At 71.5% G+C, this 26,318-nt stretch carries 19 protein-coding genes; 14 read left to right on the top strand and 5 right to left on the bottom strand.

Going from position 1 to position 26,318, the window contains the following annotated elements; translation table 11 throughout:
• Window positions 1–20: 20 nt before the first annotated feature.
• On the bottom strand, window positions 21–962 hold the full coding sequence (locus ACIP89_RS31755; protein ID WP_402117886.1) for an ABC transporter substrate-binding protein: 942 nt from the start codon (window positions 960–962) through the stop codon (window positions 21–23).
• 567 nt (window positions 963–1,529) lie between these two features.
• Between ACIP89_RS31755 and ACIP89_RS31750 the strand changes: the two genes are divergently transcribed.
• From ACIP89_RS31750 to ACIP89_RS31715, 8 genes are all read left to right on the top strand, one after another.
• Window positions 1,530–2,402, top strand: a complete 873-nt coding sequence (locus ACIP89_RS31750) for an amino acid ABC transporter permease (protein ID WP_401930507.1) — start codon at window positions 1,530–1,532, stop codon at window positions 2,400–2,402.
• Complete coding sequence (locus ACIP89_RS31745) at window positions 2,399–4,240, top strand: FAD/NAD(P)-binding protein (RefSeq protein ID WP_402117885.1); 1,842 nt, start codon at window positions 2,399–2,401, stop codon at window positions 4,238–4,240. The genes ACIP89_RS31750 and ACIP89_RS31745 overlap by 4 nt, the downstream gene beginning before the upstream one ends.
• A 117-nt stretch (window positions 4,241–4,357) precedes the next feature.
• The gene (locus ACIP89_RS31740; protein WP_401930792.1) at window positions 4,358–5,110 is read left to right on the top strand and encodes an amino acid ABC transporter ATP-binding protein; all 753 of its coding nucleotides are present in this window, start codon (window positions 4,358–4,360) and stop codon (window positions 5,108–5,110) included.
• Window positions 5,111–5,182: 72 nt separating this feature from the next.
• Window positions 5,183–6,262 (top strand): LLM class flavin-dependent oxidoreductase, encoded by a 1,080-nt coding sequence (locus ACIP89_RS31735; RefSeq protein ID WP_401930513.1) that lies wholly within the window; start codon window positions 5,183–5,185, stop codon window positions 6,260–6,262.
• Complete coding sequence (locus ACIP89_RS31730) at window positions 6,259–7,605, top strand: NtaA/DmoA family FMN-dependent monooxygenase (protein ID WP_402117884.1); 1,347 nt, start codon at window positions 6,259–6,261, stop codon at window positions 7,603–7,605. The genes ACIP89_RS31735 and ACIP89_RS31730 overlap by 4 nt, the downstream gene beginning before the upstream one ends.
• A 4-nt stretch (window positions 7,606–7,609) precedes the next feature.
• On the top strand, window positions 7,610–8,410 hold the full coding sequence (locus tag ACIP89_RS31725) for a DUF1684 domain-containing protein (protein WP_401930518.1): 801 nt from the start codon (window positions 7,610–7,612) through the stop codon (window positions 8,408–8,410).
• Window positions 8,411–8,678: 268 nt separating this feature from the next.
• A complete protein-coding gene (locus ACIP89_RS31720) occupies window positions 8,679–9,578 on the top strand; it encodes a S1 family peptidase (protein WP_402117882.1) in 900 nt (299 codons plus the stop codon).
• 400 nt (window positions 9,579–9,978) lie between these two features.
• Complete coding sequence (locus ACIP89_RS31715; protein ID WP_401930523.1) at window positions 9,979–10,458, top strand: hypothetical protein; 480 nt, start codon at window positions 9,979–9,981, stop codon at window positions 10,456–10,458.
• 25 nt (window positions 10,459–10,483) lie between these two features.
• On the opposite strand, the gene ACIP89_RS31710 is transcribed toward ACIP89_RS31715, so the two are convergent.
• Window positions 10,484–11,380, bottom strand: coding sequence for a DUF4231 domain-containing protein (locus tag ACIP89_RS31710; protein WP_401932022.1), 897 nt, complete (start codon window positions 11,378–11,380; stop codon window positions 10,484–10,486).
• 256 nt (window positions 11,381–11,636) lie between these two features.
• Between ACIP89_RS31710 and fxsA the strand changes: the two genes are divergently transcribed.
• The 4 genes from fxsA (at window position 11,637) to fxsT (ending at window position 19,643) form a co-directional block, all read left to right on the top strand.
• Window positions 11,637–11,804 carry an FxSxx-COOH cyclophane-containing RiPP peptide gene (gene fxsA / locus ACIP89_RS31705; protein ID WP_401931871.1) on the top strand — a complete coding sequence of 56 codons (168 nt, stop codon included), beginning with the start codon at window positions 11,637–11,639 and terminating at the stop codon, window positions 11,802–11,804.
• An 86-nt stretch (window positions 11,805–11,890) separates the two neighbouring features.
• The gene (gene fxsBH / locus ACIP89_RS31700; RefSeq protein WP_402117880.1) at window positions 11,891–14,155 is read left to right on the top strand and encodes a radical SAM/SPASM protein FxsBH, inactivated beta-hydroxylase extension form; all 2,265 of its coding nucleotides are present in this window, start codon (window positions 11,891–11,893) and stop codon (window positions 14,153–14,155) included.
• Between the two features lie 210 nt (window positions 14,156–14,365).
• Entirely contained in the window at window positions 14,366–15,724 is a 1,359-nt protein-coding gene (gene fsxC / locus ACIP89_RS31695; protein ID WP_401930796.1) for an FxsC protein, read from the top strand.
• Window positions 15,708–19,643 carry an FxSxx-COOH system tetratricopeptide repeat protein gene (gene fxsT / locus ACIP89_RS31690; protein ID WP_401930529.1) on the top strand — a complete coding sequence of 1,312 codons (3,936 nt, stop codon included), beginning with the start codon at window positions 15,708–15,710 and terminating at the stop codon, window positions 19,641–19,643. The genes fsxC and fxsT overlap by 17 nt, the downstream gene beginning before the upstream one ends.
• A gap of 85 nt (window positions 19,644–19,728) precedes the next feature.
• On the opposite strand, the gene ACIP89_RS31685 is transcribed toward fxsT, so the two are convergent.
• Window positions 19,729–20,604 carry an alpha/beta fold hydrolase gene (locus tag ACIP89_RS31685; protein ID WP_401930532.1) on the bottom strand — a complete coding sequence of 292 codons (876 nt, stop codon included), beginning with the start codon at window positions 20,602–20,604 and terminating at the stop codon, window positions 19,729–19,731.
• 359 nt (window positions 20,605–20,963) lie between these two features.
• On the opposite strand from ACIP89_RS31685, the gene ACIP89_RS31680 reads away from it, so the two are divergent.
• Window positions 20,964–22,049 (top strand): S1 family peptidase, encoded by a 1,086-nt coding sequence (locus tag ACIP89_RS31680; protein ID WP_401930534.1) that lies wholly within the window; start codon window positions 20,964–20,966, stop codon window positions 22,047–22,049.
• A 56-nt stretch (window positions 22,050–22,105) separates the two neighbouring features.
• On the opposite strand, the gene ACIP89_RS31675 is transcribed toward ACIP89_RS31680, so the two are convergent.
• The gene (locus tag ACIP89_RS31675) at window positions 22,106–23,281 is read right to left on the bottom strand and encodes a M20 family metallopeptidase (RefSeq protein WP_401930537.1); all 1,176 of its coding nucleotides are present in this window, start codon (window positions 23,279–23,281) and stop codon (window positions 22,106–22,108) included.
• A 41-nt stretch (window positions 23,282–23,322) separates the two neighbouring features.
• The gene (locus ACIP89_RS31670; protein WP_401930539.1) at window positions 23,323–24,759 is read right to left on the bottom strand and encodes an MFS transporter; all 1,437 of its coding nucleotides are present in this window, start codon (window positions 24,757–24,759) and stop codon (window positions 23,323–23,325) included.
• A gap of 164 nt (window positions 24,760–24,923) precedes the next feature.
• On the opposite strand from ACIP89_RS31670, the gene ACIP89_RS31665 reads away from it, so the two are divergent.
• On the top strand, window positions 24,924–25,913 hold the full coding sequence (locus tag ACIP89_RS31665; RefSeq protein WP_402117879.1) for an Lrp/AsnC family transcriptional regulator: 990 nt from the start codon (window positions 24,924–24,926) through the stop codon (window positions 25,911–25,913).
• Window positions 25,914–26,318: the final 405 nt, after the last annotated feature.

Raw genomic sequence — 26,318 nt, 5'->3', positions numbered from 1 at the left:
TCGTCACCCGGGAGCCGGCATCACCTGATCTCGGGCGGCGAGATCTTCGAGGTCTCGATCGCCGACTCGTCGATGCCCCACTTCTTCAGGATCCGGTCGTAGGTGCCGTCCGCCTTGAGGGCGCTGACCGCGGCCTGGAACGCGGGCGCCAGCGGAGTGCCCTTCTTGAAGGCGAAGCCGACGTCGAGACGCGCGAACTCGTTGAGGAAGCGGACACCCTCCTGCTGCTTCACCGCGTACCGCAGCCCGTTGATGGTCGACATCACGATGTCGGTCCGCCCCTGCTGGAGCGAGCTCCAGACCGCGGCCAGGTCCGAGTACGTCTTCACGTCGTACGGCTTCTCGCCGGCGTCGGCGCACCGGTGCCGGTTCTCCTCCAGCGTCACCTCGAACGTGGTGCCCGCGGCGGTACCCACCGTCAGGCCGCAGAGCTGGGTCAGATCGGTGACCTTGCCCAGCTTGCTGTCGTCGCGGACCGCGAAGCCCTGACCGTCGTTGAGGTAGGTGACGAAGTCGATCGTCTTCCGGCGCTCGTCGGTGACCCCGAAGTTCCCGGTGCCCACGTCGTACTTCCCGCTGCCGAGCGCGGGAAGGATCGCCTCGAACGCGGCGACCTCCCGCTTCGGCTTCAGGCCGAGCACCCTGGCGACGGCGTCCGCGAAGTCGATGTCCGTGCCGGCCAGGGTCTTGCCGTCGGCCAGATAGGTGGCTCCGGGCGGGGTGCCGACGCTGGAGGCGATGGTCAGGGTCCCGGCGGAGCGGACGGCGGCCGGCAGCAGGCCGGCCGCGGCCTTGTCCCGCTTCACCCCCGACACCACGTCGGCCGTGGGGATCGCGTGCTCGGCGGCGGGACCGGCCTCGCCGGCGGGGGCGGTCGCCGGATCGCCGGAACCGCACGCGGTGAGAGCCAGCATGGCCGCGGTGATCAGCGCGAAGGCAGCGGTGTGCCGGGTACGGGGCATCAGGGAAGGTCTCCAGTTTTCGGCGGCCGGGGACGGGTGCGGGTGCGGTGACCGGCAGGGCTCTGCCGGTCACCGCACCGGGGCAGCGCGAGGCAGCCCGCGGCCGGGACGGAGGAAGACGTGCCGCGGCGTCGCGGGGCACGGGGTGATGGCGAGGGGAGGGGTGGAGCGCTGTCGCGTGCGCGAGGGCACACAGAAGGAAAGGGCTCTCGCGCCGCTCACGGCGCGAGAAGGGCGGGAACGCAGCGGGGTCAGCTCAACAGGAACAGGACCACACGCGACCGAAGTCGATGTGGGAGCGCTTGACCAGCCATTTCTGCGAATGCATGGCCCAAGTGGAACAGGCATCCGGTAGTCCGTCAACTGGCCCTGGGGGTACGGCTCACAGTGTGGACAGGCTTGACATCCCGTTGCGAACAGCGCTTACCTCGGAGGCGGACCGTGCTGAGGGGCCCGGCCCATGTCGTTTCGCGAGCTGTCGCGTTCCAGGCTGCTGTGTTTCCAGCTGCCGTACTCCGTGCCGAGGGCACGCCCCGTGTTCGATCACCGCATCCACGGAGCCCTCGCATGTCCGCACCGACAGACATCCTCCCGCCGGCCCGTCCGGCTCCACCGCTCAAGGACGACGGCACCGCCGCCGACCGGCTGCGCATCGTCCCGGCCCGCCGGACCGGTCAGTGGGCCGCCGCCGCCGCCGTACTCGTCCTGCTGGCCCTCGCGCTGAACTCGGTCATCCGCAACGACGCCTTCCAGTGGGACGTCGTGGGCGACTACTTCCTGACCACCGCCGTGCTGCGCGGTCTCTGGCTCACCCTCTGGCTCACCGCGCTCGTCATGGTGCTCGGCTTCGCGCTCGGCACCCTGCTCGCCGTCCTGAGGCTCTCCGCCAACCGCGTCCTCCAGGCCGTCGGCTGGGGGTACGTCTGGCTCTTCAGGTCCACCCCGATCCTGGTCCAGCTGCTGTTCTGGTTCAACATCGGCGCCCTCTACCCGGAGATACTCGGCGTCCGCACGGTGAACCTCCTCGGCCCCGTCACCGTCGCCGTCATCGGACTGACGCTCCACGAGGCCGCCTACGCCGCGGAGGTCGTACGCGGCGGCATCCTCTCGGTGGAACGCGGACAGCTGGAGGCCGCCCAGTCGCTGGGCCTCGGCCCGTGGCGGCGGCTGCGCCGGATCGTGCTGCCCCAGGCGATGCGCTCCATCGTGCCGCCCGCGGGGAACATGCTGATCGGCACCCTCAAGGGCACCTCGATCGTCAGCATCATCGCCGTGCAGGACCTGCTGTACTCCGTCCAGCTCGTCTACCACCGCACCTACCAGGTCATCCCGCTGCTGCTGGTCGCCACCCTCTGGTACGTCGTGGTGACCTCGGTGCTCAGCGTCGGCCAGCACTACGTCGAACGGCACTACGCCCGCGGCTCGGCGGACCCCCGGTGAACGGCCGCCCCTCGCTGGTCGTCATAGGCGCCGGACCGCGCGGCACCGGCCTGATCGAGCGCATCGCCGCCAACGCCCCGGAGCTGTACGGCCACCGGCCGCTGGACCTGCACCTCGTCGACCCGTACCCGCCGGGCGCCGGCCGGATCTGGCGCCACGACCAGTCGCCGCTGCTGTGGATGAACTCCATGGCGGAGGACGTCACCATGTTCACCGACGACACCGTCCGCCAGGACGGGCCGACAAGACCGGGGCCCGCCCTGGACGCCTGGGCGGCGGACGTGCGCGAGGGCCGGATCCAGCCACCCGGCGAGGCGGCAGAGCCCGGCCTCCGCGCCGAGATCGAGGCGCTCCGGGGGCAGGACTTCCCGAGCCGGCGGCTCCAGGGCGCCTACCTGCGCTGGGTGTACGAGCAGTCCGTGGCGGCCCTCCCGCCCTCGGTCACCGTCCATGAACACCGGGGCCGGGCGCTGGACGTCACCGGCCCGCCCGACGGCCCCCAGCGCGTCCGGCTGGAGGGCCGTGCCGAACCGCTGCTCGCGGACCTGGTGGTCCTCACCATCGGCCACCTGGACGCCGAACCGGACGCCGGACAGCAGGCCCTCGCCGCCTTCGCGGACCGGCACGGACTGGTCCATCTGCCGCCCGACTTCACCGCCGACAGCGATCTCAGCGCCCTGCCCGCGGGCGAACCCGTCATCGTCCGGGGCTTCGGGCTCGCCTTCATCGACCTGATGGTGCTGCTCACGGAGGGCCGCGGCGGGCGGTACGAGAACGGCGACTACCTGCCCTCCGGCCGGGAGCCCGTCCTGTACGTCGGATCGCGGCGCGGCGTACCGTACCGCTCCAAGATCGGATACGGCTGGCAGGGCGAACGGCCACCGCTGCCCCGGTTTTTCGGCCCCGAGCGGACCGAGGAACTGCTCAGCCGGACGGAACCGCCGGACTTCCGCCGCGATATCTGGCCACATATCGACAAAGAGCTCGGGTACGCCCACTACCACCAGCTCTTCACCGCCCACCCCGAACGCACCACCGCGGACCGGACCGCCTTCGAGGAGAAGTACGCGGCCGCCGAGCCGGGCAGCGACGAGCTGCGGGCCCTGATCGACGCCGCCGTCCCCGACCCGGCCGACCGGCTCGACATCCGGGCGCTCGACCGCCCGCTGGACGGCGTACGCCACCCCTCGTACGACGCCCTCCAGGAGGCGACCCGGGACCACATCGCCGCCGACCTCGACCGCCGGCACGACCCCGGGCAGAGCGAGGACCTCGCCGTCTTCCTCGGACTGCTCTCCGCCTACGGCCAGCTGATCCGGTTCGGCGACACCGGGGACTGGTGGCACGGCTTCTTCAGCTACCTCGCCTCCGGCCCTCCCGGCCCCCGGCTGCGGCAGCTGCTGGCGCTCTCCCGGGCCGGCGTGGTCCGCTTCCTCGGCGCCGGGATGACCGTCGGGACCGACGAGCGGCACGGCGTCTTCCGGGCCGGCAGCGCCACCGTGCCCGGCGAACGGATCGAGGCCCGCGCCCTCGTCGAGGCCCGGCTGCCCGACCCCGCGCCGGAACGCACCCGAAGCACCCTGCTGCGGACCCTGGACCGGGACGGGGCCGCCGCCACCGCCACCGGACTGCTCGCCGTCGACCCCGACGACGGCCGGATCCTGGACCGCGAAGGCCTCCCGCACCCGCGCCGCTTCGCGCTCGGCCCGCACACCTCCGCCCGCACCGGCGGCGCCTTCACCCGGCCGCGCACCGGCGGCCCGGCCTTCCGGCAGAACGACGCCACGGCGCGTGCCGCCCTCACCCTCCTGCGCGAACTCACCGGCAGCGACGGCTGAACCGATGACCGACACCGGCCCGCGCACCTCCGCCACGAACCGCCAGAGGAACCCATGACGACGACCAGCCCACCGAAGACGGACCCCGCCGACCGCGACCGGGGACAGGCCGAAGCCATGGTGGAGATCCGGGGCGTACACAAGAGCTTCGGCTCCCTGCACGTGCTGCGCGGGATCGACCTGTCCGTGCGCCCCGGCGAGGTGACCGTCGTCCTCGGCCCCTCCGGCTCCGGGAAGTCCACCCTGCTGCGCACCGTCAACCACCTGGAGAAGGCGGACCGCGGCTCGATCACCGTGGACGGCGACTACGTCGGCTACCGCCGCAAGGGCGACAAGCTGTACGAACTCCCCGAGCGCGAGGTGCTGCGCCGCCGCACCCGGATCGGCTTCGTCTTCCAGAACTTCCACCTCTTCCCGCACCTCACCGTCCTGGAGAACATCACGGAGGCCCCGGTCGCCGCGCTCGGCCGCCCCAAGGAGCGGGCCACCGCCACCGCGCACGAACTCCTGGACCGGGTCGGCCTCGCCGACAAGGCGCACGCCTATCCGCGGCAGCTCTCCGGCGGCCAGCAGCAGCGCGTCGCCATCGCCCGCGCGCTCGCCCTGGAACCGAAGCTGCTGCTCTTCGACGAACCCACCTCCGCGCTCGACCCCGAACTGGTCGGTGAGGTCCTCGACGTCATCAAGGACCTGGCGGACCGGGGCACCACGATGATCGTCGTCACCCACGAGATCGGGTTCGCACGGGAGGCCGCCGACACCGTGGTCTTCATGGACGAGGGACGCATCGTCGAACAGGGCCCGCCCGCCGATGTGCTCGACCGGCCCCGGCACGAGCGCACCCGCGCCTTCCTCTCCAAGGTCCTGTGACCCGGAACCCGGCCGGTGGAGCGTCGGCCGGGTTCCGGAACCTGACCCGAACCGTGCCGAAAGGGCCCGTACATGCCGCCGATCCGCCCACTCCACCTCGCCGCCGAAATCGGTGGTCCGCCCCGTTACGAGCCGGAGCACTACACCGCCCTGGCCCGGCTCGCGGAGCAGGGCGCCCTCGACTTCGTCACCCTCGGCGACTCGTTCGCCCGGCCCGGCCCCGACGCCCTCTCCGTGCTGTCCCGGGTGGCGCCGGCCACCCGCCGGATCGGGCTCGTGCCGACGGTCACCACCACCCACACCGAGCCGTTCCACGTGTCGTCCGCCGTGGCCACCCTGGACTGGGTGAGCCGGGGCCGGGCGGGCTGGCAGGCGGATGTGTCGACGACCGGCGCGGAGGCCCGGCTGTTCGGCCGGCGCCCGGCCGCGCCCGCCGCAGAACTCTGGCGCGAGGCCGGTGAGGTGGCGGACGCCGGGGCGCGGCTCTGGGACAGCTGGGAGGACGACGCCGAGATCAGGGACACCGCCACCGGGCGGTTCGTCGACCGGGACAAGCTGCACCACGTCGACTTCGAGGGCGCCACGTTCGGCGTCCGCGGACCGGCCGTCGTGCCCAGGCCCCCGCAGGGCCGTCCGGTCGTCGTCATCGACGGCACGGCGGAACCGGCCAGGCAGACCGCGGCGCGCCACGCCGACGTCGTCCTCGTCCGGGCCACCACGCCCGAGCGGACCGCCGGAATCCGCGACGACGTGCGCCGCCGCGCCGGGGCCCACGGCCGCGACCCCGACACCCTCCGGGTGCTCGCCGCGCTCACCGTGGACCTCGGGGACGTCGAATCCGCCCCGGAACCCGGTCTGGCGAGCGGACCGCCGCTCGCCGCGCACGGCACGTACTACCGGGGCGGCCCGGTGGACCTCGCCGACCTGATCGGCCGGTGGCACCGCGCCGGGGCCGTGGACGGCTTCCACCTCACCCCGATCACGCCCGGCCGCGATCTCGAACGGATCGTCAACGGCACGGTGGCGCTGCTCCAGCACCGCAGCCTCTTCCGCACCTTCCACCCCGGCGGAACCCTCCGCGAGCACCTGGGCCTGGCCCGCCCGGCCAACCGGTACGCCCGGGGCCGCGTCCTTCGAGGAGAACGGGCATGACGACCGCCCCGAAACAGCTGCACCTCGCCGCACACTTCCCGGGGGTGGACAGCACCACCGTCTGGGCGGACCCCCGCTCCGGCAGCCAGATCGACTTCTCCTCCTTCGAACACCTGGCGCGCACGGCGGAACGCGGACTGTTCGACTTCTTCTTCCTCGCCGAGGAGCTGCGGCTGCGCGAGCACAACGGGCTGATCCACGACCTGGACGTGGTCGGCCGCCCCGAATCCCTCACCGTGCTCAACGCGCTGGCCGCCGTCACAGACCGGCTCGGCCTGGCCGCCACCGTCAACGCCACCTTCAACGAACCCTTCGAGCTGGCCCGCAGACTCGCCACCCTGGACCACCTCAGCGAGGGCCGGGCCGGTTGGAACGTCGTCACCTCTTCGGACGCCTTCACCGGGGAGAACTTCCGCCGGGGCGGCTATCCGGACCGGGCCGGCCTCCCCCAGGTTCTCGGCTCCGCTCGGACAGCGGGGACCCCCCTCACCCGCGCCGCCGAGTTCGTCGCCACCGCCCGCGAGCTGTGGGACTCCTGGACCCCGGACGGGGTCCCGCGCCCCTTCGCCCACCACGGCGAGCACTTCTCCATCGAGGGCGAGTTCACCCTGCCGCGCTCCCCGCAGGGCCATCCCGTGGTCATTCAGGCCGGGGATTCCCCCGAGGGCCGCGAGTTCGCCGCCTCCGCCGCCGATGTCGTCTTCACCCGGCACGGCACCCTGGAGGCGGCCCGCGCCTTCTATGCGGACGTCAAGGCGCGGCTGGCGAAGTACGGCCGGGGACCCGACGAGCTGAAGATCATGCCCGGTGCCAGCTTCGTGCTCGGGGAGACCGACGCCGAGGCGCGGGAGAAGGCCGCCGCGATCCGGCTCCAGCAGGTCTCGCCGCAGAACGCGATGCTCGCCCTGGAGCAGGTCTGGGGCCGGGACCTCTCCTCCTACGACCCGGACGGGCCGCTCCCCGAGGCTGATCCGGTCCCGGATCCGGAGCTGGGCCAGGGCCAGGGCCGGGTGCGCCAGGGTGACCCGCTCGCCGTCGCGGCCCGCTGGCGCGCGCTGTCGCAGGCGAAGGGGCTCTCCATCCGGCAGACGGTCATCGAGGCGACCAGCCGGCAGTCGTTCACCGGCAGCCCGGCAACCGTCGCGGCGGAGCTGGCCGGATTCGTCGCCGCCGGAGCGGCCGACGGCTTCGTCCTCGTACCGCATCTCACCCCGGGCGGACTCGACGAATTCGTCGACCGGGTCGTCCCGCTCCTCCAGGAGCGCGGGGTCTTCCGCTCGGCGTACACCGGTTCCACACTCCGGTCGCACCTCGGGCTCGCGGAGCCCGTATGGAAAGGTTGAGCCCATGAGCACGGACGCACAGCAGCAGGCAGCGCAGGACTGGGACCGCTGGCACGAGGAGCGCACCGGCACGGTCTCGGCACCGTACGGACCGCTCTCCCTCACCGGCACGCACTGGCTCTCCGACTACCCGGATGGCCGAATTCCGGCCATTCCCGGGCAGTGGCGGGAGGACGGTGACGAGCTGGAGCTCACCGCCGGGCCGCAGGACGGGCTGACCGTCGACGGCAAGCCGTTCACCGGGCAGGTCCGGCTCGGCGCCGACCGGGGTCCGATCGACGGGTCACGGGTCGCGCACGGGGAGCGGCGGCTGTTCGTGCTGAGCCGCGAAGGGCTCTGGGCCGTGCGCGACTTCGACCCGGACTCGGCGGCGCGGCGGGCCTTCCGCGCGATCGAGGCCACGCCGTACGAGCCGCGCTGGTCGCTGCCCGGCACCTTCCGCCGGTACGACACCTCCCGCACCGTCCGGGTCGAGAACGCCGACGGGGTCGAGCGCGGACTCGGCCTCGGCGGGGAGATCGCCTTCGAGCTGGACGGTGCGGAGCACACGCTCCAGGTCGCCGTGGAGCAGGACGGCTCGCTCTGGGCGGTCTTCGCCGACGCCACCAGCGGGCACAGCAGCTACCGCTTCCGGTTCCTGCGGCCCGCCGCCCCGGCCGCCGACGGCAGCGTGACGGTCGATCTGAACCGTGCGCTGCTGCCGCCCTGCGCCTTCGCCGACCACTTCATCTGCCCCTTCCCGCCGCCCGGCAACACCCTCCCGTTCGCCGTCGAGGCGGGGGAGCGCAACCGGATCGACGGCTGAACCACCACCTCCACTTCCTCGTAGTCCGGCCCCGGCACGCCTCATCCGCCGGGGCCGGACGCATGGGTGCGGCGGGTGGCCCGTCGCGAAGCTCAGGCCAAGAGGCCCTCTTGCGCCGGAAGTTGACGCCTTGAATACTCCCGAGCAGCGCTTGTCAGGAGCACGGCAGGTTCGGAATGCGGACACCTCTGCCGTGCGGCTGACTGCGCCTCACCGGGTCCGGCCACCCCACGGGCGGGCCCTCAACCCCCCTCGGGAGGAATGACACGTGAGGATCAAGCGCACCACCCCCCTCAGCGGTACCGCGAGACGCAGCAGGGCCGTCGCCATTGCCGCAGGACTCGTAGCGGTCGCCGCGCTCGCCGCCCCCAGCGCACAGGCCAGCTCCACCGGAACGTACAGCGCGAACCAGCTCTCCGCCGCGAGCGACGCCGTCCTCGGCGCCGACGTGGCAGGCACCGCCTGGACCGTCGACCCTGCGACCAAGAAGGTCGTGGTCACGGCGGACAGCACGGTCTCCGCCGCGCAGATCCAGCAGATCAAGGACTCCGCCGGCTCCAACGCGGGCGCCCTCAAGATCGAACGCACCTCCGGACAGATCCGCAAGCTGATCTCCGGCGGTGACGCCGTCTACGGGCCGGGCTTCCGCTGTTCCCTGGGCTTCAACGTCCGTAGCGGCAGCACGTACTACTTCCTGACGGCAGGCCACTGCACCGAAGGCAGCCCGCCGTTCTACAGCAACTCGTCGAACTCGACGAGCATCGGACCCACGGCCGGAACCAGCTTCCCGACCAACGACTACGGCCTGGTGCGCTACGCCAACGCCTCGATCTCCCACGAGGGAACCGTGGGCAGCGTCGACATCACCAGTGCGGCCAATGCCACGGTCGGCATGTCCGTCACCCGCCGGGGCTCCACCACCGGCATCCACAGCGGCACCGTCTCCGCGCTCAACGCCACGGTGAACTACGGCAACGGCGACGTCGTGTACGGCATGATCCAGACCAACGTGTGCGCGGAGCCCGGCGACTCGGGCGGTCCGCTCTACTCCGGCTCCAAGGCGATCGGCCTCACCTCGGGCGGCAGCGGCAACTGCTCCTCGGGCGGTACGACCTTCTTCCAGCCGGTCACCGAAGCGCTCAGCGCGTACGGCGTCAGCATCTACTGACGGCCGGGCGGCCGGTTCCGTACCCCGGGACCGGCCGCCGCCTCGAAAGGCCAACTCGAACACCCCAGGGCGTGTTGTCGAACTGCCGTGGTCGCCCGGAGGGCGGCCCGGCGGTGTCGGGCGGGTGCTCCGGTGTGCCGGCCCCAGGCCCCTGTACTGGACGTACTGGGGTCCGGGGCCGGTGCGGCGAGAGCGTGTTGCACGGCGTCGCGCGACAGACGGCGGTTCGGCGGCACGCCCTGCCCCCGCCCGAACTCCGGGCGGGGGCTCCCGCTGACCCCGCGGCCTTTGAGAGGATGCGGCACAGGACGGTCGCGCAGGACAACGGGGGCGGACGCCGTGCCTCCCGGGGGACGCCCTCCGGGAACCCCCGGCTCAGACCTCAGGGGGATCCAGGTCCGTGAATCGCATCGGAGTGACCGGCCACCGCAGCATCCCGCAGGAGGTGCACGCCCATGTGCTGGCCGCGATGGGTGCGGCGCTCAGCGCGTTCGACGGCTCGGTGGAGGCACTGTCCAGCCTGGCCGTGGGAGCGGACCAGCTCTTCGCGGACCTTGCGCTCGCCCATGGCGCCGAACTCACCGCGGTCATCCCCAGCGGCGACTACGAGGCCTGCTTCGCGGACGGCGCGGAACTGGCCCGCTACCGCCGGCTCAAGGCCCGTGCGGTGCGGGAGGTCCGGCTGGACTACCCGCACTCCACCGACGAGGCCTACTACGCGGCCGGCGCCTACATCGCGGAGCACTGCGACCGGCTCCTCGCGGTCTGGGACGGGCTGCCCGCCCGAGGGCTCGGCGGCACGGGCGACATCGTCACCTACGCCCGCCGGCTCGGCCGCCCGGTCACGGTGATCTGGCGCGAGGGGGTCGTACGCGCCTGACCGCGCCGGGCGGCCGTCCGGACCGTCACATCTGGTGCCGGGCCAGCCAGTCGGTGTGCTGCGGGGAGACGATGCGTTCGGTCTCGAACACCGCCCTCGGCCACTGCCGCTCGTTCAGCGTGGTCTCCATCGCTATCTGCATCGACTCAAGGTCCTTCTCCACCAGGGAGTGGGCCGAGATCAGCGGGTGGTGGCGGCGCATCTCGGCCCAGGCCAGACAGGCCGCCGCGGCGGCCGACAGCACCCCGGTCAGGGCGAAGGACTGGCCCACGGAGAACGCCCGGAACAGGGCGAGGGCCAGGGCGAACGCCGTCAGCGTCGCGATGGTGACCGACCAGATCACGGTGGCCCGGCGCGACACCTCCTGACGCCTGCGGTACCAGCTGCGCTGTTCGATCAGCCGGTCCCGTACATATGTCTCCTTGCGTACGGTGAATGCCTTGTCCCGTAAAGCGTGCATGGAATCGGTGATGAGTCCGCCGGAATCGGCGGTGCGGTCGCGGGGGTCCGACCAGCCGACCTTGCGGAGCTCCTGCAGCCCCTCTTCGAGGCGATTGGCGAACACCGCCTCCGGGTGCTGGGTACCGGTGTCGAAAGGTGAGCCGTGCACCGAGTAACGCCAGCACATCGATTTGATGAACTCCGCCGCGGAGCGATTGAGTTGCCAATGCGACTTTGCTTTCCGCCGGGAGGTGAGGTACGTCGCGATCAGGACGCCCAGATACGCCAACGCCGCCGCGCAGTCCGAGAGTTGGAGCGTGCCGGCGACCTCGGCATGCCAGGGCAGCGCGGCCGGTACGGTGCCCCCCACCAGCAGTATCAGCTGCCATCGGGTGGTATTCACGGCCTCCCGCTGGCGCGCTACCGCGACGGCGTCCGTGTGGTGAAAGAGTTCGGGCAGATCAGCGTTCCTGAAGACCATGCTCTGCAGTGGTCCGGGAATCGCCGTCATGTTCACTCCCGTCTGCGGTTATGTTGTCACTCTGATGGCGGAATCTGTAGTTCCGCTCGGCCGGGGCAGGTCCCGTGCGACCCACTGCCGCCAAGTAGCCTGCCTCGGTTGCCAACCGAGGCCATGAGAGTAAAGTCGTGCCGCCGGACACTGCAATGGTGCAGGTACCAACGCTGGTTTCCTGTCCGGAACCATTCCATTGGAACGAATCCCCTCAAGGACGGCCGTGAAGACCTCTGAATCCTCCCTCTCCTTCGCCGTTGCGAAGAAGAGCCGTGTGCCGCTCACCGCGATCGACGCGCGTGGTGGCGAAGCTGCCAGGAAGCTCGGCCGGGTGCATGTCGCGTCCGCGGGCCGCATCGTCCGGGCAGCCACCTTCAACTCCTCCCTCTGAAAAGCCCTCCGACGCACCGACACGGAACACTCCACGGCCGCGGCCGGACTGCCGGATCACCCTTCCGGCCTGGCTAGACTGGTGGAATGACAGGACCCCTGGTCCCTTTCCGTGAAGTAGTCCTCAAGGTTCACAGCAGGTGTGATCTTGCCTGTGACCATTGCTATGTCTACGAACATGCCGATCAGAGCTGGCGAACCCGTCCGAAGACAATCTCTGATGAAGTCATCTTCCGGACTGCTCAGCGCCTGGCTGAGCATGCCAAGACACACGCACTGCCCTCCGTGTCAGTAATCCTGCACGGAGGGGAGCCTCTGCTCGCCGGCCCCGCACGGCTGCGCCGCATCTGCGAAGAGCTGAGTTCCGCCTTCGACGGCATCGCCGCGCTCGATCTCCGGATCCACACCAACGGCCTCCAGCTCAGCCCGCGCTATCTCGACCTCTTCCGCGAGTACGGCGTCAAGGTCGGCATCTCCCTCGACGGCGACCGCGCGGCCAACGACCGGCACCGCCGCTTCGCCGACGGACGCAGCAGCCACCCCCTGGTGCTCAAGGCCGTCGAGCTGCTCCGCGAGGAGCGCTACCGCCACCTCGACCTCGGTCTCCTGTGCACCATCGACATCGAGAACGACCCGCGCGCCGTGCTCGACGCCCTCACCGAGCTGGAACCGCCGCACATCGACTTCCTGCTTCCCCACGCCACCTGGGACGACCCGCCGCCGCGTCCGGACGGATCGCCCACCGCCTACGCGGACTGGCTCCTCGCGGTCTTCGACCGCTGGCAGGAGCTCGGACGGCCGGTGCCGGTGCGGATCTTCTCCTCCGTCCTGTCCACGCTGAACGGCGGGCCCAGCCTCACCGAGTCCCTGGGCCTGGCCCCCACGGACCTCGTCGTCGTCGAGACCGACGGAAGCCTGGAACAGGTCGACTCGCTCAAGAGCGCCTACGAGGGCGCGGCGGCCACCGGGTTCGACGTCTTCACGCACGCCTTCGACGAGGTCGCGGCGCATCCCGGGGTGCGGGCCAGGCAGCTGGGCCTGGAGGGCGTCAGCGACACGTGCCGCCGTTGCCCCGTCGTACGTTCGTGCGGTGGCGGCCTGTACACCCACCGCTACAGCTCCGCCCGGCCCGGCGCGGCGGCGCCGGCCGGGGGCGCCGAGGAGGGATTCGACAACCCGTCCGTGTACTGCCGGGATCTCGCCGCCCTGGTGCACGGCATCGAGGCCCGTACGCCGGCGGACTCGGCGGCACCCGCGGTGTCGGACCCCGCCGAACTGCTCGCGGCCCAGGAGGACCTGACCCGCACGCTGCTCGCCCGCCTGCACGGGGACCTGGACGGCCGGGGCGGCGAGCGGTGGGCCGGGGCCTGGGAGCTGGCGGCCGCGCTGGACGGCTCCGAGCGGGGTGCGGGCGGCCTGGACCACGTGCTCGCCCACCCGTACACCCGCAGCTGGCTGCTCGACGCGCTGGATGCCCTGCACGAGGAGCGGCCGGGGGCGGTCCGGGACGCGGCGGCCGGCCTGCCGGCCCGCCTCGCGGCCGCCGTGGTGCGGGCCGGACTCGACACCTGGGTGCCGGTGCCGTACCGGGACGGCGGGCTGTTCCTGCCCACCCTGGGGCGGCTGGCCCTCGGCGGCCCGGGGGAGCGCGGCACGGTCCGGGTGCGCGCCGCAGAGGACGGCTTCCTGGTCGCTCGTGGCGACGGATCGGGGGAGCGGCGGATCGCCTGGCCCGCACCGGCGGTCCCCGGCTGGCTCCCGGTGCGCGGGTACGCGCTGCCCGGAGGCGGACCCGGCTTCCTGGTCGACGACCTCGACCCGTACCGGGACTGCTTCGCGGCGCCCGCCGCGGCCACGCTCGACGCCGCCGCGGCGGACCGGCTGGCCGCCGCGCTCACCGAGGCCTGGGCGCTGATCGAGGACCGGGCCCCCGGGTACGGGGCACGGTCCGCCGGTACCGTGCTGACGCTCACGCCGCTGACCGGCCCGGAGCCGGGCGAGCCGTCCGTCGGGCGGCACGGGTACGGCGCGCTGGGCATCGGGGCGGACGACGGCGTGGAGACGCTCGCGCTCGCGCTGGTGCGCGGAGTACGGCGGGCCGGATTCCGGGCCCTCGTGGACGTCACGGATCTTTACGCGGCGGACGGCTCCTGGGAACATCGAATGCCCTGGCGGGAAGAATTGGTTCCGTTTTCCCGGCTGCTGGCCGGTACCTATGAACGGCTGGCGCTCGCGGCATTCGACCCCAGGTACCGGGACGGCGTACCGCAGGCGCTCGACACACTGGAGGGAGCGGCCGAACTCACCATCGGGGGGAAACGACTGCTCGCTCTGATGCGAAAAGAATTCTGAATACCGGATTCCGGTTCGAGGGGATCATGCGCGGAGTCCGGACAACTGGGAGGAACGGCCGCAGACCGATTTCGATCACGAGTGTGATCGATAGGGCCTGGGCATACATGACTGAAAAGTGGCGGTGAATGACCGAACGCCATGGGGGTGGAGCAAGGTCCGCTCCGGAATGATGAATTCGCTCGCATTCTCTTCACTCCTCGGGTGCGGGTGCTCACACAGGACGGGGGTCGTGTGCACGCGACGACGCAGCAGCGAGCGGCGGACCATCGGCCGTACTTCTTCTTGAGCTATGCCCACACACCGGGGTACGGCGGTGGAACGGACCCCGATATGTGGGTCGAACGGCTTTTCCAGGATCTCTGCGGTCATGTGATGGCCATGACCGATCTGCCGGCCGGCGCGCCGGCCGGGTTCATCGACCGTGAGATACGTTCCGGCGAGGGCTGGTCGGAACGGCTCGGTGAGGTGCTCGCCAGCTGCCGGGTGTTCGTCCCGCTGTTCTCCCCGCGCTATTTCGCCAGCGAGATGTGCGGCAAGGAGTGGTACGCCTTCGCCCAGCGCGCCATCCACTACCGGGCCCGCTCCAACCAGCCGGCGGAGGCGATCGTCCCGGCGCTCTGGGTCCCGGTACCGCCCAGCCAGCTCCCCGGGCCGGCCGAGCGATTACAGTTCAACCACCGTGATTTCGGGGACCGTTACGTCAGTGACGGGCTGTACGGACTGATCAAGCTCAGGCTCTTCGCCGAGGAGTACGAGCGCGCGGTGTACGAGCTCGCCAAGCGCATCGTCAGCGTCGCCGACACGGTACGGATCGGCACCGGCCGGCCCGTCGACTACCGGCTGGCCCCCAGCGCCTTCGGCGCGCCGGGCGGCGGAGCCGGCGGCCCCCGCCCGATGCAGGTCACCATCGCCGCCGCCACCCGCCACGACCTGCCCGAGGGGCGCGACGCCGACTACTACGGCGACAACCCGCAGGACTGGAACCCCTACCACCCCGACGCCGCCCGCCCGCTGGCCTATGTGGCGGAGGACCTGGTGCGCTCCCTCAACTACCAGGCCACCGTCACGTCCTTCGACGAGGAACCCAGCCACCCCGGCGGCAAACAGCCCCCCACCACACCCGAGATCCTGCTCGTCGACCGCTGGGCGCTCCAGGACGAGGACCGGTGCCGCAGGCTCGCCGCCTTCGACGCGGAGAACCGCCCCTGGGTGACGATGGTCGTCCCCTGGAACCGGGACGACCACCAGAGCCGGGCCGCGGAGGCCGAACTGACCGCGAAGCTGGAGCGGACCATGCCGACCAAGATGCGCCAGGGCCGGGCCTACTGCCGCGCCGCCGCCAAGGGGGTACCGAGCATGGAGGCCTTCGGCCAGATCCTGCCGCAGGTGGTCGAGGTGGCCGCCCAGCAGTACCTGAGACACGCGGCCGTCTACCTGCCCGCCACCGGCGGCGGAGGCCACAGCGAACGGACGCGGCTGATGGGACCCATGGCGCAGACCCAGTACATCCCCGAGACACATGACGCTGCGACGGACGCGGAGGACACGGATGACGGCCAGTCGTGACGGGCGCATCGTCACCTTCTACTCGTACAAGGGCGGCACCGGGCGCACCATGGCCCTGGCCAACACCGCCTGGATTCTCGCCGCCAACGGCAAACGGGTACTGGCTGTCGACTGGGACCTGGAGGCACCCGGCCTCCACCGGTTCTTCCACCCGTTCCTCGACCCCTCGACCCTCGGCGCCACCACCGGCGTCATCGACCTGATCACCGAGTACGCCTGGGCCGCCACCAGCCCGGTGCCGCGCGCCGACGACTGGCACCGGGACTACGCCCGGATCCAGCCGCACGCGGTCTCGCTCACTCCGGAGGCGCTCGGCTGGGAGTTCCCGCAGGGCGGAACGCTCGACTTCGTCTCCGCCGGACGGCAGAACCGCGAGTACTCCGCGACCGTCTCCACCTTCGACTGGGACAACTTCTACGACCGCCTCGGCGGCGGCCACTTCTTCGACGCCCTGCGCGACGACATGAAGGCCAACTACGACTACGTCCTCATCGACAGCCGCACCGGGCTCAGCGACATCGCGGACATCTGCACCGTCCATCTGCCCGACGCGCTCGTCGACTGCTTCACCCTCAGCGACCAGTCCATCGACGGCGCGGCCTCCGTCGCCCGGCAGATCTCCGAGCGGTACACCGGCCGCCCCATCTCCATCTTCCCCGTCCCGATGCGCATCGACGAGGGCGAGAAGGAGAAGGCGGACGCCGGACGGGCCCTGGCCCGGCTGAAGTTCGACCGGCTGCCGCGCGATCTCTCCGGCGACGAACTCACCGCCTACTGGGGCGCGGTGGAGATCCCGTACCGCCCCTACTACGCGTACGAGGAGACCCTGGCGACCTTCGGGGACGAGACGGGGCTCAGCAACTCACTGCTCTCCGCGTTCGAACGCCTCACCTCGGTCATCACCGACCAGCAGGTCACCGCGATGCCCCCGGTCGGCGAGGAGGTACGGCTGCGTATCCGCGACGCGTTCACCCGGCGCCGCCCGGCCCTGCCCGCCGACCTCTTCCTCTGCTACGTCGCGGAGAACCGGATGTGGGCCGACTGGATCGAGTCCGCGCTCACCCGGGCCGGGTTCCGGGTCGTGCCGCGCGACGTGTCCGCAGAACGGGGGCCCGAGGAACCGTCGGCCGTCACCGCGGAGACTGCGGCCCGCACCGTGGTGCTGCTCTCCAGCGCCTACCTCAAGTCGAGCCGCGCGGTGGGCATCTGGGACCGGGCCGTGGCCGAGGACCCGGGCGGCGGGCGGCGCCATCTGGTGCCGCTCAGGGTCGGTGACGTACGGCTGTCCGCGCCCTACATCGACCGCAACCCCGTCGATCTCTTCCGGCTCGACGAGGTGCACGCCACCGCGGCCCTGCTGCGGGCTCTGGACCGGCCCGTGCAGATCGCCGACGGGGTCTCGCCCGGACCGCGCTTCCCCGGCACCGTCCCGCGGATCTGGAACGCACCGCCGCGCAACCCCGGCTTCACCGGCCGCTCGCTGGTGCTGGAGCGGATGCGCGACCAGCTCGGCGGCGGCATGGCCGTCGTACTGCCGCAGCCGCAGACCCTGTACGGTCTCGGCGGCGTCGGCAAGACCCAGGTCGCCCTGGAGTACGTCCACCGGTTCATGGCCGACTACGACCTGGTCTGGTGGATATCGTCGGAGCAGACCGACGACGTGGTCGCCGGTCTGGCCGAACTCGCCGTCCGGCTCGGTGCCCAGGGCGGCGACGACATGGCGGCCGCCTCCCAGGAAGCGGTCGACCTGCTGCGGCGCGGGGTGCCCTCCGACCGCTGGCTGCTGGTCTTCGACAACGCCGACGACCCCGAGCGGCTGCGGCGCTACTTCCCGCAGGGCGGCTCCGGGCACATCCTGGTCACCTCCCGCAACCAGGCCTGGTCCCAGCACGGCGACGCCCTGCCCGTCGACGTCTTCCTGCGCGAGGAGTCCATCGAACACCTCCAGCGCCGGGCACCGGGTCTGAGCGACGAGGACGCCGCCCGGGTGGCCACCGCGGTGGGCGATCTGCCGCTGGCCGTCGAGCAGGCCGCGGCGTGGATCGCGGAGACCGCCACCCCGATCGAAACCTATCTGGAACAGCTGGCCCAGCAGGCCCCGGAGGTCCTGGCGCTCAACCAGCCGGCCGGCTATCCGGAGCCGGTCGCGGCGACCTGGAACATCTCCATCCAGCGGCTCAAGGAGCGCTCGCCCGCCGCGGTGCGGCTGCTCCAGCTCTGCGCCTTCTTCGCCCCGGAGCCGATCTCGGGGAACCTGCTGTACAGCAAGGAGATGATCGAGGCGCTGAAGCCGTACGACGCCTCGCTCCAGGAGAAGCTGGTGCTGGGCCGGGTGATCCGGGAGATCGGCCGGTTCGCCCTCGCCAAGGTCGACCAGGTCTCCAACTCCATCCAGGTGCACCGGCTCGTCCAGGCCGTCATCCGGGCGCAGCTCACCGAGGAGGAGCAGCGGGACGCCCGGCACGCCGTCCACCGCATCCTGGCGGGCGCCCGCCCCGATGACGACGAGCCGATCGACAACCCGGCCAACTGGCCTCAGTTCTCGACCATATGGCCACACCTGGGCCCGTCCGACGCACGCAACTGCCAGGAGCCGGAGGCCCGCAGGCTGCTGATCGACCGGGTCCGCTACCTGTGGAAGCGCGGTGACTTCAGGACGGCCACCACGCTCTGCGAGGAGCTGCGCGACATCTGGCGCGAGACACTGGGGGAGCGGGACATCCAGTACCTGTACCTCTGCTTCCACCTGTCCAACATCTACCGCTCGCGCGGCCGCTACGTGGAGGCCAGGGAGCTCGACGAGATCACCCTGGCGACCCAGCGGGAGGTGCTCGGCCCGGAGCATCCGCACACCTACATGAGCACCAGCAGCCTGGCGACCGACCTCGGGACGCTCGGGGAGTACACCCGGGCGATCGAGCTGGCGACCGAGGCGACCGAGGGGTTCAACCAGATCTTCCACGACTCGCACCCCAGGGCCCTGGCCGCGGCCAACAACCTGGCGTTCACCCTGCGGTCCATCGGCCAGTACGCCAAGGCCCGCGAGATCGACCAGGACGTCTTCGACCGGCGCCGCGAGGTGCTCGGCGAGGAGCACCCGTACAGCCTCTCCTCGGCGATGAGCCTGGCCCGCGACCTGCGTGACGTCGGCCGGTACGAGGACTCGGTGGGCCTGCTGAGCCGTACGTACGACAGCTACAAGGCCACGCTCGGCCGGTCCTTCCCCGGCACCCTCAGCGCGGCGAAGGCGCTGGCCGTGTCGCTGCGGCGGGCCGGGCGGCTGGAGGACGCCCGCCGGCTCACGGTGGCGACCAGGGCCCGGTACCGGGCCAAGTACACCTCCGCCAACCCGGAGTGGCTGGCCTGCGACCTCAATATGGCGGCCGACCTGTACGCGGCCGGCGAGGCCACCGAGGCCAGGGACACCGCCCGGGAGGTCGTCGACCAGTACATGAAGGTGCCGGGCGAGAAGCACCCGTACACTCTGGCCGCCCTGAACAACCTGGGCGTCTACCTGCTGGGGTCCGGCGCCGCGGAGGAGTCGGAGCAGGTGCTGACCCGTGTGGTCGCCTCGATGCGCGAGGTGTACGGGCCCGAGCACCCCAACACGCTCTTCAGCGTGATGAACCTGGCCAACACCACCGCGGAACGGGGCGGTCTGGACCTGGTGCTGACGACCGAGCGGCGGCTGACCGGGCAGTTCCGGCTGGCTCTGGGGGCGCATCACCCGGAGACGCTGGGCATGAAGTCGAACATGGCGGTGACGCTGGACGCCATGGGGCGCCATGAAGAAGCGCTCCAGGTCAGGGCGGAGACGGTCGAGGAGCTGTCCCGGCAGCTCGGCGACGAGCATCCGCTCACCCGGATCGCCCGGGACGAGCGCCGGTTCCAGCGCGAACTGGAACCGCTCGCGGTATGAGAGAGCCCGCGGCATGAGAATCTCCGCGGTATGACAGGGCGGGAGCGCCCGGCCGTCGCCGGACGCTCCCGCCCCGCCGCTCAGCTCACCGCTCGGCCGTGTCCAGCAGCCAGGTGAGGATCCGGGGGAGCGCGTGCAGCGCGTCGAAATGCGCGGCCGCCGGCTCCACCACGACGGTGGCGCCCGGGATGCGGCCCGCCAGCCAGCGGGTGTGCCCGACCGGTGAGAAGACGTCCTTCTCGCCGTGCCACAGCAGCACCGGACCGGTGATGTCGGCCGGATCGAACCCCCAGGGGCGGCTGAACGCGAGCGCGTCGTCGATCCATCCGTACGCCGAAGTGCGCAGCCCCTCACGGTAGTTGCGCAGCAGCATGGTGCGGACGCCGACGTCGTTGACCACCATCCGGTCGGAGTCGGTCAGCTCCCGGCGCAGATCGTCGATGAGCCGGACCGGGTCGCGTCTGATCACCGCGGACCGCGAGATGAAGGACTCCGCGAGCCCGTCCGGATCGTCGGCCGCCGTGGTGTACGCCGCCACGTTGGAGGCGGCCATCCCGTCGAACCAGTCGAGGCCGGCGGCGTCCCAGGGGGCCAGGCCCACCAGGGCCGCGGTGCGCGTGACCCGCTCGGGCATCAGCGCGGCGCAGGCCAGGGCGTGCGAGGCCCCGCCGGACCGGCCGACGACGGCGAACCGGTCGAGCCCGATGTGGTCCGCGATGGCCCGGACGTCCTCCACCGCGTCGGCGACGCAGCGGCCCTGCTGCCGGTCGGAGTCGCCGTATCCCGGCCGGTCGTAGGTGATCAGCTGGGTCTTGCGCTGGTACAGCACCATGCCGCGCGGAGCCGGACCGAGCCTGCTGCCGGGCATCCCGTGCAGCAGGAAGACCGGTCTGCCGCGGGGATCCCCCAGACGCTCCACCACCAGTTGCCGTCCGTCGGTTGCGCGCACGCGACTGCGCACTCCGCGCCTCCTTGTGTCCCTGCGGGCACGACGTGCCCGACTGCCCCGCTTTGATTCGATGATGGACCATCAATGCACGTATGGGGACTGCGCGTTGAACGATTACGGGGCGCGTGGAGGGGGCGCGCGGGCCGGGAGTCCGCCGGACGCGTCGGGAACCGGACGCGCGGGGGTGCATACCGGACAGCAGGGGGGTGACCGCCGGTACGTGAACACGGTGAGACCGAAGGGGTGTTGTCGTGTGTGCGTCCTGAGTTCGGCCTTGTGTGCCCTTCGCTCCGTCGGAATAGTGGGCGCCTCATCCTCCGCGTACGGGTGACCCCACATCACCCGTACGCGGCCCCCACAGGAGGTCGAAGTTGAAGCATCGACGCATATCCGGGAAGCGGGCAGTGCTGGCGGGTTCTGCGGTGGTCGCCCTGGTCGCGGCGGGAGCGACGTTCCAGAGCGCGAACGCCAGTGAAGGGACGCCCGAGGCCACCGCGCGGACGCTGACGGCCGACGCGGCAGGAAAGCTGGCGACCGGTCTGGGCAAGGAACTGGGCGGCGACGCGGCCGGTTCGTACTACGACGCCAAGTCCAGGAACCTCGTGATGAACGTGGTCGACCGGGCGGCCGCGGACCAGGTCGAGCAGGCGGGCGGGCGGGCCAGAGTCGTACCGAACTCGCTCGCGGAGCTGAAGTCGGCCCGCCGGACCCTGGCCGGCAAGGCGGCGATCCCCGGCACCTCGTGGGCCGTCGACCCGGTCAGCAACAAGGTCGTCGTCACGGCCGACCGCACGGTCAAGGGCGCGGACCTGGAGAAGCTCGGCTCGGTGGTCGAGTCGCTCGGCGGCAAGGCCCAGCTCAAGAAGTCCGCCGGGGAGTTCAAGCCGCTCATCGCGGGCGGCGACGCGATCTGGGGCGACGGCGGGCGCTGCTCGCTCGGCTTCAACGTGGTCAAGGACGGCGAACCGTACTTCCTCACCGCCGGGCACTGCACCGAGGCGATCTCCAGCTGGTCGGACTCGCAGGGCGGCGGGGAGATCGGCACCAACGCGGGCTCGGAGTTCCCGGACAACGACTTCGGGCTGGTGAAGTACACCTCGGACACCGCGCACCCGAGCGAGGTCGACCTCTACGACGGCTCCACCCAGCCGATCACCAAGGCGGGCGAGGCGACCGTCGGGATGACGGTCTCGCGCAGCGGTTCCACCACCCAGGTGCACGACGGCCAGGTGACGGGGCTGGACGCCACGGTCAACTACGGCAACGGCGACATCGTCAACGGGCTGATCCAGACGACGGTCTGTGCCGAGCCCGGTGACAGCGGCGGCTCGCTCTTCGCCGGTGACACGGCGATCGGGCTGACCTCCGGCGGCAGTGGTGACTGCTCCTCTGGCGGCGAGACGTTCTTCCAGCCGGTGCCGGAGGCACTGGCGGCCTTCGGGGCGGAGATCGGCTGACGCTCCTCCACGCGGCAGTGGTGAACGGCCCCCGGCGATGCCGGGGGCCGTTTCCGCTACTTCGCGCGCCGTGCCGCCAGACGTTCGAGGAGCGTCGCGCGGTGGCCGTCGTCGGCGGCCAGGCCGATCGCGGTCCAGGCCATGGCCAGTCCGCCGTCCAGGACCGCCCGGTCGGCGCCGGGGCCGGTCCCGTACGCGGTGAAGTCGGGGTTGTGCATGATGGCGTCGCCGCAGTCGTACCCGATCATGGGGTGGATGGTCGGCACCAGATGGGAGACGTTGCCCATGTCGGTGGAGCCGGCCCGCATCCCCGGCCGGTCCTGGATGGTGCGGCCGAGGTCGCGGGCGACGTCCCGGTAGATGCCCGCCATCGCCAGGTCCTGCCGCAGGTCGGCGTAGTCGTTGCCGACCGTCTCAAGGCTCAGCTCGGCTCCGGTGGCGAGTGCGCCGGCCTCGAAGCAGGCCCGGATGCGGGCCTGGAGCACGGCGAGGTCCTCGATCGTCTCCGCCCGGCAGTCGTAGTCGGCCGTGGTGCGGCCCGGAATGACGTTGGGGGCCTCGCCGCCCGAGGTCACGATGCCGTGGACGATCCCGCCGGGCGCCATCTGCTGGCGGTAGGCGCTGATGGCGACCTGGGCGATCATCATCGCGTCGGCGGCGTTGACGCCGCGGTGCGGCATGGCCGCGGCGTGTGCGGTGCGCCCGGTGTAGGCGACCTTCCAGCTGCTGATGGCCAGGGACGCCATGCCCACGGCGTCCTGCGGTGCGGCGTGGACCATCATCGCGGCGGCGACGTCGTCGAACAGGCCGGCGCGCAGCATGTCGGCCTTGCCGCCGCCGTACTCCTCGGCGGGGGTGCCGAGGAGCTTCACGGTCACGCCGATCTCGTCCGCGAGGGGCGCGAGGGCCAGTGCGGCGGCGGTGGCGGCGGCCCCGTTGACGTTGTGGCCGCAGGCGTGGCCGATGCCGGGCAGCGCGTCGTACTCGGCGCAGATGCCGATCACGAGCTCCCCGGAACCGGCGGTCGCCGTGAACGCCGTCGGCAGGTCCGCGACGCCGCGGGTCACGTCGAAGCCGCCGCGCTCCAGCTCGTCGGCGATCTTGCGGGCGGACTCGTGCTCCTCGTAGGCGAGTTCGGGTTCGGCGTGCAGGCTGTGGCTCAGCGCGGTCATCCGGTCCCGGGAGGCGGACAGGGCGGTGCGGCTGAGCTCACGCAGAGCGGACGTGTTCATGCGGTTCTCCAGTGGGGAGCGTGGCGGTACGGGTGTACGGGTCAGTGCTTCGCGGGCGACCTGCGCAGGAAGAGGGCGATCACCGCGCCCAGCAGGGAGACGCCGACGCACACGGTCCAGCTGGTGGTGTACGCGCCGAGGCGCGGCAGCGGGCTGCCGGCGGGCGTGGCCTTCGCGGAGACGGCCAGGACGGCGGCCGCGCCCAGCGATCCGCCCACGTTGATCAGCAGCTCGTTGATCCCGGAGCCCACCGATGTCTGGTCGTGCGGGACGAGTTCGACGGCCAGGGTGCGGGTCGACTGCTGGAGGAATCCGCAGCCCGCCCCGGCGACCAGCGTCGTCGCGAGGAAGGGCCAGAGCGACTGGTGGGCGATGAGCGCCCCGGCGTAACCGACCGCCATCAGGAGCGATCCCGCCACCAGTGTGAACCGGTCGCCGAACCGGACCGCCACCGCCGGAGCGGTGAGCGAACCGATCGCCAGCGCCGCCATGTTCGGGAGCATCGCGAAGGCGGTGCGCAGCGGTGTCAGCCCCAGGCCGTAGCCGAAGGCCGATTCCTGGGTGCTCAGGAAGACCGGGTTCGCCACCTGCAGGCCGATCATGCAGAAGGAGAACGTGAGCGCGATCAGGGAGATCACGACGACGTCCCCGTGCGCGAAGAGCCGCACGTCGATCATGGGTTCGTCGGACCGCAGCTCGATCCAGGCGAACAGGGCCGTGAGCACGGCTCCGCCGGCCAGGCAGCCCAGGGTCGCGGCGGAGGTCCAGGCCCATCCCGGCGTGCCGCCCTTGCCGAGCCCCAGCATGATCGCGACCAGGCCCGCGGACAGCACGATGCCGCCGAGCCAGTCCACCGAGCCGCCGGGGCGGTGGTCGCTCTCGGGCAGCAGCGGCCAGGTCACTATCAGCGCCACACCCACGCCCACGGCCGGTACCCACAGGGCCGCGGTCGGCTGTGCCACGTACTGGGCGACGAGTCCACTGGCCAGCAGTCCGACCGCGAGCCCGCCGACCAGGGCGGCGACCATGAGGCTGATGCCCCGCCTGCTCTCACCGTCGCTGGTGCGGTTGCGCAGGATTCCGACGAGGAGGGGGAAGAAGCCGGCGAACGCGCCCTGGAGCACCTGGCCGACCAGCAGCATCCTGAACGACGTGCTCATCCCGACGATCAGCGAACCGCTCAGCACGATCGCCAGGGTCCAGCGCAGGATGCGCCGGTGGCCGTAGAGGTCGCCCATGCGGGAGAGCACCGGGGTGAAGGCGACGCTGGCCAGCAGATTGCAGATGCTGAGCCAGTTGAGATCGGCCGCCGTCACATGCAGGGTGCCCGTCAGCCGTTGGAGCAGGGGCGAGAGGAACCCCTGCGTGACGCCGCTGGACAACTCGACCAGGGCGACCGAGACGATCACCGCCACCGGCGGTGTGGGACGGAGCGTGGCAGCCGGCGCGGACGGCGCGGTGGCGCGAGTATCAGTCATACGTGGTGACCCGTTCTGATGACCGGCGGGGAAGCGGAAGCGGCGGAATGCGCACTGCAATGTCGTCCACGACCCGATTTCGGGGCAACAGGGTGCCGAACACTCGGCTGATACGGGCATGGCAGACTCATGAACGGCGAAATCCGGCCACGGACGGAGGCGACATGGCGGATACAGCGGCCCCTCACAGGTCCCGGTACTCCTTCGACGACGTGGACCGCGCGATCCTGCGAGTCCTGGGCCGCGAGCCCCGCGCCGCCCTGTCCGACGTGGGCGAACGCGTCGGAGTGCACGAGCGCACGGTCGCCCGCCGGCTCGACCGGATGACCACCACGGGCCTCGTCCGGTTCACCGCCGCCCTGGTGCCGGAGTACCTGGGCGAAGGCATCACGGCCGAACTCGCCATCGGCTGCGCGCCCGGTCATCTGGGCGGCCTCGCCGCGGCGCTGGCACGGCGCCCCGACATCCGGTCCGTCGAGGTCGCCACCGGGGAACCGCAGGTCTTCGCGGAGATCCAGGCCCAGGACCAGGGCGGGCTGCTCGCCGCGGTCGACGAGGGGATCGGCGCCCTCGACGGGGTGCGCGGTGTCCACATCTCCGTGGTTCTCGACCTGTTCCTCACCGCCAATGACTGGGCCCCGCACGATCCGGAACCCACCCCGGTACGGCACGCGGTCAGCGAGGGCCGTCCGCTGCCGCCCGCACCCGCGCTCGACGCGCTGGACCGCACGCTCGTCGCCCTGCTGGAGCGGGACGCGCGCATGCCGCTGACCCGGCTGGCCCGCGAGCTGAGTGTCGGGGAGACCACGGCCCGCCGTCGGCTGGCCCGGCTGATGGCCTCCCACGCCCTGCACCTGCGCCTGCTCGCCGAGCCCGCGGTGCTCGGCTACCCGGTCGAGGCCCGCTTCCGGCTCGCCGTGCGGCCCGGGGCGATCGGCGAGGCCGTGCGCAGCCTCGCGCGGGAGCCCTCGGTGCGGCACCTGGTGCGGACCACCGGGCGCGACAACATCCTCGGCTACACGAGCCATGCCTCCATGGACCGGCTCAGGGCCTTCGAGCCGCACGCCCTCGCCGGGCTCCCCGGCATCCTCTCGGCGGAGACGTCCCTGCTCCTGCACACGTACAAGCGAGCCGGGGCCACCGCACGGATGTGAGGACGGACGTGCGGGGAGACGGGTGACGGGATGCGGCCCGGGTGGGGGAGCGGCTGTCGGGCCGCATAGTTTTGCGGGAACGATTCGCCGCCAGGGGTGCCGCGGGACCCGCGCCCGAGCCTGTCCCGCGCTTCCGGTCCATGGCTTCCGGAGTGCCCGGCCCGGAGCGGGGATCACTTCGTTCAGTGTTTAACGGCACTTGTGGCGTGGGTTATTGGCCGCCCGTGTGCCGGACGACCCCGTCGCCGTCTCCCAATCGGGTGGCCCTTCAGTGTCAGGTATAGGGCAGCGTGTCGTAAAGAAAAGAGTCGGTAAAGCCCGGTACATCTATGCAGGTACACGCAAGGGCGATCGAGAACGATCGAGTACGTCCTGTGTGTGCGTGCCGTCGCCGTGCGCCGCTCC

This window comes from Streptomyces sp. NPDC088730 (assembly GCF_044751215.1).
GTDB lineage: Bacteria > Actinomycetota > Actinomycetes > Streptomycetales > Streptomycetaceae > Streptomyces.
This window is presented reverse-complemented; position numbering and strand designations above follow the sequence as displayed.

Bases quoted from the DNA above. Each gene is read 5' to 3' on its own strand.
- fxsT (WP_401930529.1), top strand. From the start codon at position 15,708: ATGACGGCCAGTCGTGACGGGCGCATCGTCACCTTCTACTCGTACAAG.
- ACIP89_RS31740 (WP_401930792.1), top strand. From the start codon at position 4,358: ATGGTGGAGATCCGGGGCGTACACAAGAGCTTCGGCTCCCTGCACGTG.
- ACIP89_RS31735 (WP_401930513.1), top strand. From the start codon at position 5,183: ATGCCGCCGATCCGCCCACTCCACCTCGCCGCCGAAATCGGTGGTCCG.
- fxsBH (WP_402117880.1), top strand. From the start codon at position 11,891: ATGACAGGACCCCTGGTCCCTTTCCGTGAAGTAGTCCTCAAGGTTCAC.
- ACIP89_RS31675 (WP_401930537.1), bottom strand. From the start codon at position 23,281: ATGAACACGTCCGCTCTGCGTGAGCTCAGCCGCACCGCCCTGTCCGCC.
- ACIP89_RS31670 (WP_401930539.1), bottom strand. From the start codon at position 24,759: ATGACTGATACTCGCGCCACCGCGCCGTCCGCGCCGGCTGCCACGCTC.
- ACIP89_RS31710 (WP_401932022.1), bottom strand. From the start codon at position 11,380: ATGGTCTTCAGGAACGCTGATCTGCCCGAACTCTTTCACCACACGGAC.
- ACIP89_RS31665 (WP_402117879.1), top strand. From the start codon at position 24,924: ATGGCGGATACAGCGGCCCCTCACAGGTCCCGGTACTCCTTCGACGAC.
- ACIP89_RS31730 (WP_402117884.1), top strand. From the start codon at position 6,259: ATGACGACCGCCCCGAAACAGCTGCACCTCGCCGCACACTTCCCGGGG.
- ACIP89_RS31725 (WP_401930518.1), top strand. From the start codon at position 7,610: ATGAGCACGGACGCACAGCAGCAGGCAGCGCAGGACTGGGACCGCTGG.
- ACIP89_RS31750 (WP_401930507.1), top strand. From the start codon at position 1,530: ATGTCCGCACCGACAGACATCCTCCCGCCGGCCCGTCCGGCTCCACCG.
- ACIP89_RS31755 (WP_402117886.1), bottom strand. From the start codon at position 962: ATGCCCCGTACCCGGCACACCGCTGCCTTCGCGCTGATCACCGCGGCC.